The organism is Pseudomonas aphyarum (assembly GCF_028657055.1).
Lineage (GTDB): Bacteria > Pseudomonadota > Gammaproteobacteria > Pseudomonadales > Pseudomonadaceae > Aquipseudomonas > Aquipseudomonas aphyarum.
Genome location: NZ_JAMDGS010000017.1, coordinates 20,736 through 36,544, shown reverse-complemented (window position 1 = coordinate 36,544; position 15,809 = coordinate 20,736). Strand labels below are relative to the sequence as shown.

At 62.5% G+C, this 15,809-nt stretch carries 16 protein-coding genes; 7 read left to right on the top strand and 9 right to left on the bottom strand.

Annotation, left to right across the window (positions count from 1 at the left end; genetic code table 11):
- The first annotated feature begins 22 nt into the window (after nt 1-22).
- From M5G18_RS25325 to pdxH, 4 genes are all read left to right on the top strand, one after another.
- The gene (locus tag M5G18_RS25325) at nt 23-2,503 is read left to right on the top strand and encodes a beta-galactosidase (protein WP_273896462.1); all 2,481 of its coding nucleotides are present in this window, start codon (nt 23-25) and stop codon (nt 2,501-2,503) included.
- Between the two features lie 106 nt (nt 2,504-2,609).
- Entirely contained in the window at nt 2,610-3,755 is a 1,146-nt protein-coding gene (locus M5G18_RS25320) for an EstA family serine hydrolase (protein ID WP_007959136.1), read from the top strand.
- A gap of 113 nt (nt 3,756-3,868) precedes the next feature.
- Nucleotides 3,869-4,972: an OmpA family protein gene (locus tag M5G18_RS25315; RefSeq protein WP_273896463.1), complete on the top strand. Its 1,104-nt coding sequence runs from the start codon at nt 3,869-3,871 to the stop codon at nt 4,970-4,972.
- Between the two features lie 24 nt (nt 4,973-4,996).
- Nucleotides 4,997-5,644 (top strand): pyridoxamine 5'-phosphate oxidase, encoded by a 648-nt coding sequence (gene pdxH / locus M5G18_RS25310; RefSeq protein WP_007959142.1) that lies wholly within the window; start codon nt 4,997-4,999, stop codon nt 5,642-5,644.
- A gap of 5 nt (nt 5,645-5,649) precedes the next feature.
- On the opposite strand, the gene M5G18_RS25305 is transcribed toward pdxH, so the two are convergent.
- Entirely contained in the window at nt 5,650-5,886 is a 237-nt protein-coding gene (locus M5G18_RS25305; protein WP_273896464.1) for a hypothetical protein, read from the bottom strand.
- Between the two features lie 166 nt (nt 5,887-6,052).
- Here M5G18_RS25305 and M5G18_RS25300 point away from each other — a divergent pair, with 166 nt between their 5' ends.
- The gene (locus M5G18_RS25300; RefSeq protein ID WP_007918566.1) at nt 6,053-6,517 is read left to right on the top strand and encodes an outer membrane lipoprotein; all 465 of its coding nucleotides are present in this window, start codon (nt 6,053-6,055) and stop codon (nt 6,515-6,517) included.
- 148 nt (nt 6,518-6,665) lie between these two features.
- Here the strand turns inward: M5G18_RS25300 and nhaA are convergent, their stop codons facing one another.
- Complete coding sequence (gene nhaA / locus M5G18_RS25295) at nt 6,666-7,853, bottom strand: Na+/H+ antiporter NhaA (protein WP_273896465.1); 1,188 nt, start codon at nt 7,851-7,853, stop codon at nt 6,666-6,668.
- 246 nt (nt 7,854-8,099) lie between these two features.
- Between nhaA and M5G18_RS25290 the strand changes: the two genes are divergently transcribed.
- Nucleotides 8,100-9,194 carry a PLP-dependent cysteine synthase family protein gene (locus tag M5G18_RS25290; RefSeq protein ID WP_007959145.1) on the top strand — a complete coding sequence of 365 codons (1,095 nt, stop codon included), beginning with the start codon at nt 8,100-8,102 and terminating at the stop codon, nt 9,192-9,194.
- 66 nt (nt 9,195-9,260) lie between these two features.
- Here the strand turns inward: M5G18_RS25290 and M5G18_RS25285 are convergent, their stop codons facing one another.
- The 3 genes from M5G18_RS25285 to M5G18_RS25275 all read right to left on the bottom strand — a co-directional run bounded on the left by M5G18_RS25285 (nt 9,261) and on the right by M5G18_RS25275 (nt 12,282).
- On the bottom strand, nt 9,261-10,874 hold the full coding sequence (locus M5G18_RS25285) for an NAD(P)/FAD-dependent oxidoreductase (protein ID WP_273896466.1): 1,614 nt from the start codon (nt 10,872-10,874) through the stop codon (nt 9,261-9,263).
- 95 nt (nt 10,875-10,969) lie between these two features.
- Nucleotides 10,970-11,623: a COG3650 family protein gene (locus tag M5G18_RS25280; RefSeq protein ID WP_273896467.1), complete on the bottom strand. Its 654-nt coding sequence runs from the start codon at nt 11,621-11,623 to the stop codon at nt 10,970-10,972.
- A gap of 59 nt (nt 11,624-11,682) precedes the next feature.
- Nucleotides 11,683-12,282, bottom strand: coding sequence for a short chain dehydrogenase (locus tag M5G18_RS25275; RefSeq protein ID WP_007959150.1), 600 nt, complete (start codon nt 12,280-12,282; stop codon nt 11,683-11,685).
- Between the two features lie 103 nt (nt 12,283-12,385).
- On the opposite strand from M5G18_RS25275, the gene M5G18_RS25270 reads away from it, so the two are divergent.
- Entirely contained in the window at nt 12,386-13,294 is a 909-nt protein-coding gene (locus tag M5G18_RS25270) for a LysR family transcriptional regulator (protein ID WP_179692434.1), read from the top strand.
- Here the strand turns inward: M5G18_RS25270 and M5G18_RS25265 are convergent.
- The 4 genes from M5G18_RS25265 to M5G18_RS25250 are packed head-to-tail and all read right to left on the bottom strand — an operon-like array spanning nt 13,243 to nt 15,728.
- Complete coding sequence (locus M5G18_RS25265; protein ID WP_085612367.1) at nt 13,243-13,758, bottom strand: DoxX family protein; 516 nt, start codon at nt 13,756-13,758, stop codon at nt 13,243-13,245. The genes M5G18_RS25270 and M5G18_RS25265 overlap by 52 nt on opposite strands.
- Complete coding sequence (locus M5G18_RS25260; protein ID WP_273896468.1) at nt 13,755-14,513, bottom strand: HvfC/BufC N-terminal domain-containing protein; 759 nt, start codon at nt 14,511-14,513, stop codon at nt 13,755-13,757. Before M5G18_RS25260 ends, M5G18_RS25265 begins: the two co-directional genes overlap by 4 nt.
- Nucleotides 14,510-15,397, bottom strand: a complete 888-nt coding sequence (bufB, locus tag M5G18_RS25255; RefSeq protein WP_273896469.1) for an MNIO family bufferin maturase — start codon at nt 15,395-15,397, stop codon at nt 14,510-14,512. The genes M5G18_RS25260 and bufB overlap by 4 nt, the downstream gene beginning before the upstream one ends.
- Before the next feature lie 25 nt (nt 15,398-15,422).
- Nucleotides 15,423-15,728, bottom strand: a complete 306-nt coding sequence (locus M5G18_RS25250) for a BufA1 family periplasmic bufferin-type metallophore (protein ID WP_007959157.1) — start codon at nt 15,726-15,728, stop codon at nt 15,423-15,425.
- Nucleotides 15,729-15,809: the final 81 nt, after the last annotated feature.

Sequence of the window (15,809 nt, the reverse complement as noted above, 5' to 3'; positions counted from 1 at the left end):
CGTTAGGGAGAAATCCGTTCTCATGATTCGTCGTTCGTTGCCTGCCTTTTTTGCCCTGGTTTTCGCTGGCCCCTTGCTGGCGGCACCTGCCGGCCAGCAGACCCTGTTCAACTTTGTCCGCCCCGCCGATGTGGTGAAAGTGGCGACCGAAAACGCTGACCTGCCACAAGCCAACGCCGAGCAGACCCCCGAAGGCGAAGTGCTGCGCCGGGTGACGTTCAACCCGACGGCCCGCCCGACCTTGCGTCTGTCCCCGCAGACCGGTGCGTGGGACTGGTCGCAGTCCGGGATGATGAGCCTGCGAATCCAGAGCGCGATGAACTGGGCCGTGACCGTCTACGTACAAATCCAGAGCAACGACGGCAAGACCCTGGTCAGCCGCGTCGACCTGCCGGCCGGCCCGGCGCAGACCTTGCTCGTGCCGTTGACTGCGACCTCGCCACTCAGCCAGGGCATGAAAGCCGGGCCGGTGATGCCGATGACGATCGACGGGCAGCGCATCCTGCTGGCGAGCAGCAGCGGTGAGCTGGATCGCAGCCAGGTGGTGTCGGTCAGCCTGTCGATGGATCAGCCGAAAGCCGCGCAAAGTCTGCTGCTTGAGCGCTTTGGCGTGCAGGACGAGGGCGAAGTGATCAAATCCGCCTATGGCAATCTGGTGGATGCCTATGGCCAGTCGACTCGCGGCAAGTGGCCGGAGAAAGTCGCCAATGACGAACAACTGAAATCCGCCGCCGCCAAAGAACAGCAACAACTGAACACCTGGCTGGCCGAGCGCGAAAAGTCGTCGCTGGACAAGTTCGGTGGCTGGAGCAAAGGCCCAGCGTTCAAGGCCAGTGGTTTCTTCCGCACCGAAAAACGTGACGGCCGCTGGTATCTGGTGACGCCCGAGGGCCATCCGTTCTATTCCCTGGGCGTGAACACCGTCAGCCCGGAGGTCAACCAGACCTACGTGGCTGGCCGCGAATACATGTTCGAATCCCTGCCAAAACCGGAAGAGCCGCTGGCCAGCCATTTCGGCGAAGGCGACAACCGTGGCGGCAACGGTGTCGATCAGGGCCGTGGCTACAATTTCGGGCGCTGGTACGACTTCTACGGCGCCAACCTTCAGCGCCTGTATGGCGAGCCATGCACCCCGGACAGCGGCAACAAGGCCGGAGTGGCCGAAGCCGCCAAGGCCGGGGCCGCCGAAGAAGCCGCGACCAACGCCAGTGCACCGGTAGCCGCCTCCGAACAGCCGAAAGCCGGGGTCGCCGAGTCGGCAGCCACCAGCGGGCAAAGCGTTGCGGCGCCGTGCAAAAACACGGTCGACGAGCAAAAGTGGGCCAGCCACACCCTTGATCGCCTGCAAGCCTGGGGCTTCAACACCGTCGGCAACTGGAGCGCCCCCGCTCTCGGTGACGCCGAGCGCATGCCGTATACCTTGCCGCTATCGATCGTCGGCGATTACACCAGCATCAGCACCGGCACCGACTGGTGGGGCGGCATGCCTGACCCGTTCGATCCGCGTTTTGCCATGGCCACGGAACGCGCCGTGGCGATTGCCGCCCGCGATCATCGCGATGATCCGTGGCTGATCGGCTACTTCGCCGACAACGAGCTGGCCTGGGCCGGCCCCGGTGATGATCCGAAATCCCGTTACGCGCTGGCCTACGGCACCTTGAAAATGACCACCGACGTTCCGGCCAAACGCGCGTTCCTCAAGCAGTTGCGCGACAAGTACCGCAATCAGGCGGGGCTGTCGAAGGCCTGGGGCATTGATCTGCCGGCGTGGGAATTGATGGAAGACCCGGGTTTCGAGGCGCCGCTGCCGAATCCGGAGCATCCGGAAATCGAGGCCGACTTCAAATATTTTCAGAAGGTTTTTGCCGACACCTACTTCAAGACCATTTCCGACTCGCTGAAATGGCACGCGCCGAACCAGTTGCTGCTCGGCGGCCGTTTTGCCACCAGCACTCCGGAAGCCGTGGCGTCCTGCGCCCAGTATTGCGACGTGCTGAGCTTCAACATGTACACCCTGCAACCGCAGGACGGTTATGACTTCGCCGCACTGCGCAGCCTCGACAAACCGGTGCTGATCACCGAATTCAACTTCGGCTCCACCGACCGTGGCCCGTTCTGGGGCGGCGTGACCCCGTTGAGCAAGGAAGAAGACCGCGGCCCGGCCTACGCCAACTTCCTCAAACAGGCGCTTAGCGAGCCGTCGATTGTCGGCGTGCACTGGTTCCAGTATCTGGATCAGCCGGTGACCGGGCGCCTGCTTGATGGCGAGAACGGTCACTTTGGTCTGGTTGGCGTCACCGATCTGCCGTTCCAGGGTTTTGTCGACACTGTGCGCAAGAGCAATCTGGCGACCGTCGATCAGTTGAACAAAGAGGCGCAGAAAGCGGCCGCTGCAGCGGACAAGGCCGGCCACGAAGCCGAAGGCGGCCGCAAGGCAGACGCCGGCAAAGGCCCGGGGCAGGGGGCTGGCCACACCGGCGGGCATTCCGGTAACGGTCACTGATCGATACGAAACCTGAAGACCGCCCGGCCCGCAGCGGTTCCCAAAACCCTCACGGGCTGGAACAATGCGGGCCACTTTGTAGAGCGTTTTCGCGGGGGAGTTGCGGGTGCAGATTCAGGGACATTACGAGCTTCAATTCGAAGCGGTGCGCGAAGCCTTTGCCGCACTGTTCGACGATCCCCAGGAACGCGGCGCCGCGTTGTGCATCCGGGTCGGCGGGGAAACCGTCCTCGACCTCTGGTCCGGCACCGCCGACAAGGACGGCGCCGAGGCCTGGCACAGCGACACCATCGCCAATCTGTTCTCCTGCACCAAGACCTTTACCGCCGTCACTGCGCTCCAACTGGTCGCCGAAGGCAAGTTGCAGCTCGATGCGCCGGTCGCCCGTTACTGGCCGGAATTCGCCGCTGCCGGCAAGGAATCCGTGACCCTGCGCCAACTGCTTTGCCATCAGGCCGGTCTGCCGGCCCTGCGCGAACTGCTGGCGCCGGAAGCACTGTATGACTGGCAAACCATGGTCGACGCCCTCGCGGCCGAAGCACCTTGGTGGACGCCGGGCACCGGTCACGGCTATGCCGCGATCACCTACGGCTGGCTGATCGGCGAATTGCTGCGGCGCGCTGATGGTCGCGGGCCAGGGGAATCGATCGTCGCGCGGGTCGCCAAACCGTTGGGGCTGGATTTCCATGTCGGTCTGGCCGACGAGGAATTCCATCGCGTGGCGCACATCGCACGGGGCAAGGGCAACACTGGCGACGCCGCCGCCCAACGCCTGCTGCAGGTGACCATGCGCGAACCAACGGCGATGACCACCCGGGCCTTCACCAATCCACCGTCGGTGCTCACCAGCACCAACAAGCCGGAATGGCGCCGCATGCAGCAACCGGCGGCCAACGGCCACGGCAATGCACGCAGCCTGGCCGGGTTCTACGCCGGTCTGCTCGACGGCAGCCTGCTGGAAAGCGAAATGCTCGAAGAACTGACACGTGAACACAGCCTCGGCGAGGACAAGACCTTGCTGACCCGCACCCGTTTCGGTCTCGGTTGCATGCTCGATCAACCCGACGTGCCGAACGCCACTTACGGCCTCGGCCCGCGTGCATTCGGCCATCCGGGTGCGGGCGGTTCCATCGGTTTTGCTGATCCGGAGCACGATGTGGCCTTCGGATTTGTGACAAATACCCTGGGGCCGTACGTCTTGATGGATCCGCGCGCGCAGAAGCTGGCGCGGGTACTAGCCACTTGTCTGTAAAGCGTCGCCCGAGGCTCCAGGGCCGGAACCTCATGGCGAATTTCGTTTCAAAGCGTCTGTTTATCCGGGCGAAAGTCCTCTGATTGTTCACTACTTCTTTTTGTGGGTTTCCAATGTCGTCCAAACAAACTCTCGCCCTGGCCCTGTGTTTCGCAATCACCGGTTGTGCACAGACTCCGAAGAACGACGCCGATGGCGGCAGCTGGTGGCCGTTCGGTTCTTCCGACAAAGTCGCAGCCAAGGAGCCGGTTCCGGCACCTGCGCCGTTGAAACCGGTCGCTACCGCGCCCGTGGCCAAGGCTGAGAGCAGCAGTCCGTGGTACTGGCCGTTTGGCTCCGACGACTCGGCGGCCAAGTCTGAAGTGAAAGCTGAAGCCAAACCCGAAGCCAAGCCGGTCGAAGTCGCCAAGGCTGAGGCCGACAAGGGTGGCAAATGGTGGTGGCCGTTTGGCGGCAAGGAGCAGGACATCGCCAAAGTCGTGCCGATGCCTGATCCGAAAGTGACTCAGGCCTGGCTGGATGACTACGAGCCGCGCCTGCGCACCGCGATCAAGGACAGCAACCTGCAACTCGAACGCCGTGAAAACGTGCTGGTCGTGACCGCGCCGGTGGAAGGCTCGTTCAACCCGGATCGCCCAGCGATGCTGTTGCCTGTCACCCTCGGCCCATTCACCCGCGTTGCGAAAATCCTTGAAGCCGACCCGAAAACCGCCGTACTGGTGCTCGGTCACAGTGACACCACCGGTGCCGCTCCGGCCAACGTCAAGTTGAGCCAGGAACGCGCCCAGGCCGTGGCGGCGATTTTCCGCCTCAGCGGTCTGCAGCGTGATCGCCTGATGCTGCGCGGCATGGGTTCCGAAGCGCCGCGTGCCGCCAACGACAGCGTTGAAGGCCGTGCCCTGAACCGTCGTGTCGAACTGCTGGTGACCCCGCAGAACACCATGGTCGCGCTGCTGAGCAAATACAACATGCCTGCACCTAAGCCAGTGACGATGGTCGCCGCTCAGGACGTCAAGCCTGCCGCCAAACCGGTAACTCCGGCGCCGGCTGCGAAGAAGGCCACCGTACCGGCCACCAAAAAGGCCCCGGCCAAGAAAGCTGCTGCCAAGGCTCCAGCGAAGAAGGCCCCGGCCAAGGCTCCGGCGAAAAAGACCGCGCCTGCCAAAGCCGCCGCAACCGACAAGAAAGTCGCTGCGACCGATACCACCAAAAAGTGATCCGCTAACGAAAAGGAATGCGCCGTGACCCAGTCTCTGGCAGATATGCGTCGTGATTACACCCGGGACGGCCTGACCGAGGCGCAAGCCCCGGCCGAGCCCTTTGCGTTGTTTCACCAGTGGTTTGCCGAGGCGGTGAAAACCGAACAGGCGCCAGTGGAAGCCAACGCGATGACCCTGGCCACGGTGGATGCGGACGGCCGTCCGCATTGCCGCATTCTGCTGCTCAAGGGGCTGGACGAGCAGGGCTTCACCTTCTTCACCAACTACGAAAGTGCCAAGGGCCAGCATCTGGCGGCGAACCCGTTCGCTGCCATGACGTTCTTCTGGCCGACCCTGGAGCGCCAGGTACGGATCGAAGGGCGGGTGGTGAAGGTCTCGCCTGAAGAGTCCGACGCTTACTATCAGGTGCGACCGCTGGGCAGCCGACTCGGCGCCTGGGCCTCACCGCAGAGCCGGGTGATCAACGGCCGGGGTGAACTGGAAGACTTGCTCAAGGCTACCGAGCAACGTTTCACCGACACCCAGCCCGATTGCCCGGAACACTGGGGTGGCTACCGCTTGCTCCCTGAGCGCATCGAATTCTGGCAGGGCCGCGCCAGCCGACTGCACGATCGCCTCAACTACCGTGTGCAGGGCGCCGACTGGATTCTTGAACGTCTGGCACCCTGAGCAGTCTACCGAGCGGGATAGCCTGCCGCAGCGGCCTCGAGCCACTTCGGCAGGTCCTGGCGCTTGATCTTCTGCGCCTGAGCCTGCTTCAGCCGTTCGAGCATGAAGGCGCGTTTGCCTTCATCCTTGCCGGCCAGTGACAGGGCCAGGTCGCGATCCATCCAGCGTTTGATCCGCACATACAGCCACCAGTGGAAGTACAGACCGGCGGCAGTGGTAACGACAATGATGAAGTAATCCATGGAAATCCTTGGGTCGGCGGCGCAGGAAACGGATTTTGGCGCTACTGTTGGGTGAGTTCGCGGGTGCCTGTACCGGGCCTGAATGAAAGCAACTTTATCCGGGCGACGCCGTGACAGGCGTCAAGCTGCGGAGTTTAATGAATACCTGTCCTTTGGAGTTGATGCTATGCGTAAGTCTGTTCTGCTGGTTGCTTCCTTTTCCACGATGGCGATGTTGCTGACCGGCTGCCAGTCGAGCCTGACCGGTGACTCCTACTCCCGTGACGAAGCGCGTCGCGTGCAGACGATTCGCATGGGCACCATCGAATCCCTGCGCCCGGTGAAAATCGAAGGCACCAAGACCCCGATCGGCGGCCTCGCCGGTGCAGCGGTGGGCGGTGTCGGCGGCAGCGCCATCGGCGGCGGTAAAGGCAGCATCGTTGCAGCCGTTATCGGTGCCGTGGCCGGCGGCCTGATCGGTTCGGCCACTGAAGAAGGCCTGACCCGCACCCAGGGCGTTGAAATCACCGTGCGCGAAGACGACGGCAGCATGCGCGCCTATGTGCAGCAAGTGCAGGAGAATGAAGTGTTCCGCGTGGGTGAGCGGGTACGGATTTCGACTGTTGGCGGAACCAGCCGCGTTTCGCACTAAGCGCAAACGAGCGGTAAAAGAAAACCCCGATCAGGTGACTGGTCGGGGTTTTTTGTTGGTTTGCGGCATTAACGAAGCAGGAAAATCGTGGCTGCAGGACGCGTCTCTAAAGACGTGAGGATTGTTCGCTACAGCGATCCACGGAGTATCAGGAAGGCAGCGCGGTGTTCTTTCTGCTCGCCGCCAACGTCACCGCATAACCGATCAATGCCGCAAACACTGAACCTGTGAGAATGCCCATCCGGTCCATCCCGGCGTATTCACTGGCGCCCGGCACGAAGGCGAGGGAGCCGACAAACAGGCTCATGGTGAAGCCGATCCCGCAGAGGATCGCCACGCCCAACACTTGGCCCCAGTTGGCGCCTTGGGGCAGGGCGGCGATGCCGGTTTTGACGGCGAGCCAGGTCAGGCCGAACACGCCGATGGTCTTGCCCAGCAGCAGGCCGACGGCGATGCCCATCGGGACGTGGTGGGTGAAGCTTTCGGCGGTTACGCCGGTCAGCGACAGGCCGGCGTTGGCGAAGGCGAACAGCGGCAGGATGCCGTAGGCGACCCACGGGTGCAGCGCGTGTTCGAGGGTCAGCAGCGGCGAAGGCTCGGCGTTTTTGGTGCGAAGCGGGATGCAGAACGCCAGGGTCACACCGGCCAGCGTCGCGTGGACACCGCTCTTGAGCACGCAGACCCAGAGGATCAAACCAATGATCATGTACGGCCCGAGCTTGACCACCCCGAGCCGGTTCATCGCCACCAGCGCCGCGATGCACGCGGCCGCAAGGCCCAGCGACAGGGTCGAGAGTTCGCCGGAATAGAAGATCGCAATGATCACGATGGCGCCGAGGTCATCGATGATCGCCAGGGTCATCAGGAACAGCTTCAGCGACACCGGCACGCGCTTGCCGAGCAAGGCCAGCACGCCGAGGGCAAAGGCGATGTCGGTGGCGGTCGGAATCGCCCAGCCGTCGAGGGCGGCCGGATTGTCGCGGTTGAGGAACCAGTAGATCAGCGCCGGCACCAGCATGCCGCCGATGGCCGCCGCGCCGGGCAGGACGATCTGCGACGGTTTCGACAGCTGACCGTCGAGGACTTCGCGCTTCACTTCCAGGCCGATCAGCAGGAAGAACAGCGCCATCAGGCCGTCGTTGATCCACAGCAGCAGGGGTTTGGCGATCTTCAACGCGCCGATCTGCGCCACCACCGGGGTGTCGAGCAGGCCGCTGTACAACCACGACAGCGGCGAGTTGTTGATGATTAGAGCCAGGATGGCCGCGGCGATCAGTAACAGACCGCTGGCAGCTTCCAACTGAAAGAAACGCGTGAAAGTGCTACGCAGAGGCAAGGTCGCTCTCCATCGATAAAGTCAAAAGGTGGCACACCCTAACCCGTACCGTTAGTTGTTAAAACAAAAGTTATATTCTTTTTTGTTATATGCGGTTACAGCGCGCCAGGCCGACGTGCAGCAGAGCCTAGCAGTTGCCCAAGGGATTGAAGCTCAGCTGTATCTGTCGGTGCCGTGGGATTTTTCCTAAGCTTGGGGGCTGAGCCTGTAAAGGCACTTCTGCCCGATTCAACGAGAACGACAGCCATGAGCGACAACCGACAGTGGGCCCGCGAAGCCATCCGGATCATCGAAGCGGACTTCCAGCGCAGCGCCGACACCCACCTGATCCCCTTGCCGCTGCCAGGGTTCCCGGGCATCGAGTTGTACTTCAAGGACGAGTCCAGCCATCCGACCGGCAGCCTCAAGCATCGGCTGGCCCGTTCGCTGTTTCTCTACGCGTTGTGTAACGGCTGGCTCAAACCCGGCGCGCCGGTGATCGAGGCGTCCAGTGGTTCGACGGCGATTTCCGAAGCGTATTTTGCGCGGATGCTCGGCCTGCCGTTCATTGCGGTGATGCCAGCGACCACTTCCAAGGAAAAGATTGCGCAGATCGCGTTTTACGGAGGCCAGAGTCATCTGGTGGACGATCCGACCCAGATCTACGCCGAATCCGAACGCCTGGCCCGCGAGCACGACGGTCATTTCATCGACCAGTTCACCTACGCCGAGCGCGCCACCGACTGGCGGGCGAACAACAACATCGCCGAGTCGATCTTCCAGCAGATGCGTTACGAGCAGCATCCATGCCCGGCCTGGCTGATTTCCAGCCCCGGCACCGGCGGCACCACCGCGACCCTCGGTCGTTACGTGCGCTATCGCCAGCACTGCACCCGCGTGCTGTGTGCCGATGCCGAGCGTTCGGTGTTCTTCGACTTCTACCAGACCGGCGACGCCAGCCTGCGCCTGGACCACGGTTCGCGGATCGAAGGCATCGGCCGGCCACGGGTAGAAGCGTCGTTCCTGCCCAAGGTGATCGATGCGATGGTCAAGGTGCCGGATGCGTTGTCGCTGGCGGCCATGCATTACCTGGCGCAACGTCTGGGCCGGCATGTGGGCGGTTCGAGCGGCACCAACCTGATCGGCGCGCTGATGGCGGCGCAGCAGATGAAAGCGGCGGGGGAGTCGGGCTCGATCGTGGCGATACTGTGCGATGGCGGCGAGCGCTATGCGGACACCTACTACGATCAGGCGTGGCTCAAGGCGCAGGGCTATGAACTGGATGGATTGATAGCGGCCGTAGCGGCGAGTGCCGAACGGGGGGAGGCGCTGCCGGCCTCGGTTCTGCGCGCCAATATCTGACGCCGAAAACGACTGTGGGAGCGAATTCGCTCCCACAGTTTTTTGCAGTGTTTCAGGTCGTGCAGATCAGTCTTTCAGACCGAGAATGTCACGCGCCACCGCTTCAGCAATCCGAATCCCGTCAACACCCGCCGACAGAATCCCGCCCGCATAACCCGCGCCTTCACCGGCCGGGAACAGACCTTTGACGTTCATGCTCTGCAGCGCCTCGTTACGCGTAATGCGCAGCGGCGACGAGGTGCGGGTCTCGATCCCGGTCAGCACCGCATCGTGCAGCGAATAACCGCGAATCTGCTTCTCGAACGCCGGCAACGCTTCGCGGATCGCTTCGATGGCGAAGTCCGGCAGGGCCAGGGCCAGATCGCCCAGTGCCACGCCCGGTTTGTACGACGGCTCGACTTCGCCCAGCTCGGTCGAAGGAATGTCGTTGATGAAGTCGCCGACCAGTTGCGCCGGCGCCTTGTAGTCGCTGCCGCCGAGGATGAAAGCGTGGGATTCCAGACGTTCCTGCAACTCGATCCCCGCCAGCGGGCCGCCCGGATAGTCGACTTCCGGGGTGATGCCGACGACGATGCCGGAGTTGGCGTTGCGCTCGTTACGCGAGTACTGGCTCATGCCGTTGGTGACCACGCGGTTCGGCTCGGAAGTCGCCGCCACCACGGTACCGCCCGGGCACATGCAGAAGCTGTAGACCGAACGGCCGTTCTTGGCGTGGTGCACCAGTTTGTAGTCGGCGGCTCCCAACTTGGGGTGACCGGCGTACTTGCCCAGCCGCGCGCGGTCGATCAGCGATTGCGGGTGCTCGATCCGGAAGCCCACCGAGAACGGCTTGGCTTCCATGAACACGCCACGGCTGTGGAGCATGCGGAAGGTGTCGCGGGCACTGTGGCCGAGGGCCAGGACCACGTGTTTCGAATGCAGGGTTTCGCCACTGGCCAGTTCGACGCCGACCAGTTGGCCGTCTTCGATCAGCACGTCGGTGACGCGCTCCTGGAAGCGCACTTCGCCGCCCAGAGCGCGGATTTCTTCGCGCATGGTCTCGACCATGCCGGTCAGACGGAACGTACCGATGTGCGGCTTGCTGACGTAGAGGATTTCTTCCGGTGCACCAGCCTTGACGAACTCGTGCAGAACCTTGCGGCCGAGGAATTTCGGATCCTTGATCTGGCTGTACAGCTTGCCGTCGGAGAACGTGCCCGCGCCGCCTTCGCCGAACTGCACGTTGGACTCGGGGTTGAGCACGCTTTTGCGCCACAGGCCCCAGGTGTCCTTGGTGCGCTGGCGCACTTCGGTGCCGCGTTCGAGGATGATCGGCTTGAAGCCCATCTGCGCCAGCAGCAGGCCGGCGAAGATCCCGCACGGGCCGAAACCGACCACGATCGGGCGCTGGCTCAGGTCGCTTGGTGCCTGGCCGACGAATTTGTAGCTGACATCCGGCGCCACGTTGACGTTACGGTCGTCGGCGAACTTGCTCAGCACCTTGGCCTCGTCGCGTACCTCGAGGTCAATGGTGTAGATGAAGCACAGTTCGGAGGACTTTTTGCGCGCATCGTAGCTGCGCTTGAACAAGGTGAAATCGAGCAGGTCATCGCTGGCAATGCCCAGGCGTTGCACGATGGCAGCGCGCAGGTCTTCGTCGGGATGGTCGATCGGCAGCTTGAGTTCAGTGATTCGTAACATGACAGGATCCGGTTCGCGGGGCGCACAACTGCGCCAGGGCGTTTGAAGGCGGCGATTATAAGCCGCATCGGCCGGATCCCGTGAGGGTAAAACGATCAGTCGTTACGCGAACCGCCGAAATACCCGCAACCACGCTGTACCTTGCCGTCGATACGCAGCTCGGCGCTCATGTGCTGCACGCTGCCGGTGCTGCTGTCGACGCAGCGCTGCGGCGCCACCCACAGCTCGATGCGCTGGTTGTTGGCTTCGCTGCTGAGGTTGAAACGACCGTCGCCCAGCTGCTCTTCGACGTAGGGCACAGCGAGTGGTGGCTGGCCTTCGCGGTCGATGACCAAGCCCTTGCCGCTGACCTTTACGTTCCACTCCGGGCCATGGCCGGCGGCGCGCAGGATCAGCTGTTTGAAGTTGGGGTCGTCGCAGGCGGTGCCGGAGCGTTCGACGCGATAAAGCTGGGTCAGGTCGAGGCGGTCGCCGGCGATCTTCCCACGCACGTCGGCGAACAGCTTGCCCTGTTGATCGGCCAGCGTGGCGGCCTCTTGCAGGACGCTGGTACCGCCGATGTCATTGACCACGTACTGGCGCTGCTCGCCGCAGGCCTGGAACACCAGTTTGCCGTCGGCAGCGGTCAGTTGCCCCTGCATCCGCGTCTGGCCGACGTGGGAGGCGCTTTCCCGCGCACCATCGAACAACTGGCACGCGGCAAACAACGGGAGCAGGGCAATAACGATCAGGGAACGGGCAACACGCATCTTTGGCTCTCCAGACAAGTGCCGCCACGTTACGCAGGCTGACCGTTCATCACAAGGGTTTAGCCCACGTGAAATGTCTGACCTGTCTGCAAGCCTTCGACACTTTTGGCGTAGGCCAATGCCACATCCGCCGCAGGAACCGGTTTGTAGCCACGGAAGTACGGGGCGTAGCTGCCCATGGCTTCGACCAGCACGGTCGGGCTGATCGAATTCACGCGCAGGCCGCGTGGCAGCTCGATGGCCGCGGCGCGGACGAAGCTGTCCAGCGCGCCGTTGACCAGTGCAGCCGATGCACCGCTGCGGATCGGATCGTGGCTGAGCACGCCGGTGGTGAAGGTAAACGATGCGCCGTCGTTGGCGAATTCGCGGCCGATCAGCAGCAGATTGACCTGACCCATCAACTTGTCTTTCAGGCCGAGGGCGAAGCTGTCTTCGGTCATTTCACCCAGCGGGGCGAAGGTCACGTTGCCAGCGGCGCAGACCAGGGCGTCGAATTTGCCGGTCTGTTCGAACAGCTTGCGGATCGATGCGCTGTCGCTGATATCCACCTGGAAATCGCCGCTGCTGCGACCGATACGAATGACTTCATGACGCTGCGACAGTTCTTTGTCCACGGCCGAACCGATGGTGCCGCCCGCGCCGATCAACAGAATTTTCATCGTGATTGCCTCAAGTGATTGAACGAGGTTTCAGTCTAGAGTGGTTTTTTCTGCGGATAAGCGCGCTAATGGGCAACCTTTGGTTTTCAAATGGAAACAATCCATGAGCGAGATGGATGATCTGGCGGCGTTCGCGGTGTTGATCGAGGCGGGCAGCTTTACCCTGGCGGCGCAGCAATTGGGTTGCAGCAAGGGGCAGTTGTCCAAGCGCATCAGTCAGCTTGAGGCGCGGTTTTCAGTGGTGTTGCTTCAGCGCACCACACGTCGGCTGAGCCTGACGGCGGCCGGTGCAGCGTTGTTGCCGCAGGCGCAGGCACTTGTAGTCCAGGTTGAAAGAGCGCGTCAGGCATTGGCGCGATTGAAGGACGACATGGCCGGCCCGGTGCGTATGACGGTTCCGGTGTCGCTGGGGGAAACCTTCTTCGACGGCCTGTTGCTGGACTTCTCGCAGAAATACCCCGAAGTGCAGATCGAACTGGAGCTGAACAACAGCTACCGCGACCTGTCCCGCGACGGCTTCGATCTGGCGATCCGCACCGAAGTGGCCAATGACGAGCGACTGGTGGCCAAGCCACTGCTGGCCTGGCAGGAAATGACCTGTGCCAGCCCTGAATATCTGGAGCGCTTTGGCGAACCGCTGACGCCGCAGGCACTGGCCGAGCACCGTTGCCTGCTCAACAGTCATTACAGCGGTCGCGAGGAATGGCTCTATCACCAGCAACACGAACTGCTGCGGGTGCGGGTGTCGGGGCCGTTCGCCAGCAATCACTACAACCTGTTGAAGAAAGCCGCACTGGCCGGCGCCGGCATCGCGCGTTTGCCGTCCTATCTGTTGCAGGCGGAATTGGCTGACGGCCGATTGCGCTGGCTCCTGCGCGATTTTCAGACCCGGCGCATGCCGATGTACCTGGTGCATCCTTATCAGGGCGGGTTACCGAAACGCACCCAGGTGCTGGCGGATTACCTGATCGGCTGGTTCAAGCTCAGCGGCGAGGCGCTGGACCGGTTGTAGTGCCGGGCGATCAGGTGATCGATCGACACTTTGCCCGGTCCGGTCGCCATCAGATACAGCAGCACCGCCATCCAAGTGCCGTGGGTCGGGTAGGCATCCGGGTACACGAACAGCTGAATGGTCAGGGTCATGCCCAGCAATGCCAGCGCTGAAAAACGCGTGGCGAAGCCAATCAGGATCAGGATCGGGAAGAAGTGCTCCGCAAACGCCGCCAGATGCGCGGCGATTTCCGGCGACAGCAGCGGCACGTGGTACTCGCTCTTGAACAGCGGAATCGTCGAGTCCGCCAGACGCGGCCAGCCGAACTCGAAGGTGCCATCGATCAGGTCGACGGCCAGCCCTTCGACCTTGGTCTGCCCGGATTTCCAGAACACCGCCGCGATGGAAAAACGCGCGATGAAAGCGATCAGGCTGTGAGGGATTTTTTCCAGCAGCGCGATGGCGCGGGCAATGAGACTGTTCATGACGACACCTTTGGGTGCAAATGAGTGATGACTTGGCGACTGATGAGCAGGGCAAGGGTCTGGCTGAGATCGAAGGCCTCGGCGGATTCCAGCGCCTGCGTGAGTGACTGGCCGGCCTTGAGCTGGCGAATGAACTGGCTGGCACCACGATCCACGGTGAACACCTCGACTTCCAGTCCATTACGCAGGATTAGCGCGTGTTGGGCGTTATGAAGATCGATCCCGGCCAGCGTCGCGTCCTGCTGATGCGCCGCCCAGATGTCGACTACGGCGAAGTTAGAATCGAGCAGATGCAGCGAAGGGTGCAGGCCGATACACAGTTCGTTGAGCGCATCGGCATCGGCGAATACAGCAGCGATCCGCTCCTGACTCAGAGGCAACGCATCGGCAGCGTGATAGGCCTGCGTGCGCAAGCGTTCCAGGCTCGCGACATCGGCCAGATAGGGAACGCTCGCGGCAGGTTCGAAGCCGCTGATGAAGTCCGCCAGCTCACCGCCGTAGTCACTCATCAACGGACTGTGTGGTGGATGGCTTTGCAGGAAAATTCCGGCCATCGCCCGGAAGAATTCGTCCCCCACCAACTGCATCACCACGGGATAACCGTCGGCCAGTGCGTTGATCAACGAGCTTTGAACATTGTTGCGGTACACCGCGAAACGGCTGACCGGATCGGCGCCGTTGGCACTGCACAAACCGTCGGGGCAGGGCAGGTCGATATCGAGCAACGCGGCGCTGAACGCAGATTGAGTGCTCACGGCCGACCTCCCGCACACAGCAACAGCTCATCGGCCTGCTGCGCTTCCGCCAACAGCACGTTGAAGGCCGGCACCTGATTGTCACGCTCGATCAACGTCGCCACCGGGCCGACGCGTTCCAGCGTCTGCCGGTACAACGACCAGACCGCTTGATCGATCGGCGCGCCGTGATCGTCGATCAGCAAGCGATCACCAAGGCTGTCGGCATCTTCGGCAAACCCGGCCAGATGAATCTCGCCCACCGCGTGCAGTGGCAGTGCGTCGAGATAGGCCAGGGGATCGCGCTGATGGTTGATGCACGAGACGTAGACATTGTTCACGTCCAGCAACAGACCGCAGCCAGTGCGCCGGATGACCTCACGGATGAAATCGGCTTCGTCGATGGTCGAGCGCTGGAACGCCAGATAGGTCGCCGGGTTCTCCAGCAGCATCGGACGTTTGAGGGTGTTCTGTACCTGGTCGATGTGGTCGCAGACGCGGTTCAGCGTCGGCGGGTCGTACGCCAGGGGCAGCAAGTCATTGAGGAACACCGGGCCGTGGCTCGACCAGGCCAGGTGTTCGGAAAAGGAGTGGGGTTGATAACGCTCGATCAACGTAATCAGGCGCTTGAGGTGCTGAACATCCAGCGGGCCTTCAGCACCGATGGACAGCCCGACGCCATGCAGCGACAGCGGATACGCCTCGCGGATCAAACCCAGAAAATGATGAAACGGGCCGCCGGCCACCATGTAGTTTTCGGCGTGGACTTCGAAGAAACCGATGTCCGGACGTGAATCGAGCACTTCGCTGAAGTGCTCGCTCTTGAGCCCCAGCCCGGCACGGGACGAGAGCCCGGTGAGGGCTGCCCGAGTGCGGTGCAAGGCATGGTCGCAGGATGTGATCATGATCGACACTCGGGCGGCTCCCGGATCAGGACTTGGCTTTGAAGGCTTCGAGCTGACCGAAACCGGTCGGCGAGGTTTTGCTTTCGGTGGTGGCGCAGGTGCCTTTCGGAACCAGTTTCCAGGCGTTGGCCTGATGATCCATTTTCGCGGTGCCGGCACAGGTGGTGCCCGCGCCTGCGGCGCAATCATTCTTGCCTTTCATGGCCACGCCGAAGCATTTTTCCATGTTGTCGTCAGCGGCGTGGGCGGTGGAGACGGCAGCGATGCTCAGAGCAGAACCGAGGGCCAGAACCAGGGCGGTGGCGGACAGGGTGCGGGTGGTAGCAGTCATGATGTTTCTCCGGTTTGAACTTGGGTTTGAACAAGCGATTGCGCTTGCTTGCCCCACTAGAGAAACGACTCGGCGATGCGT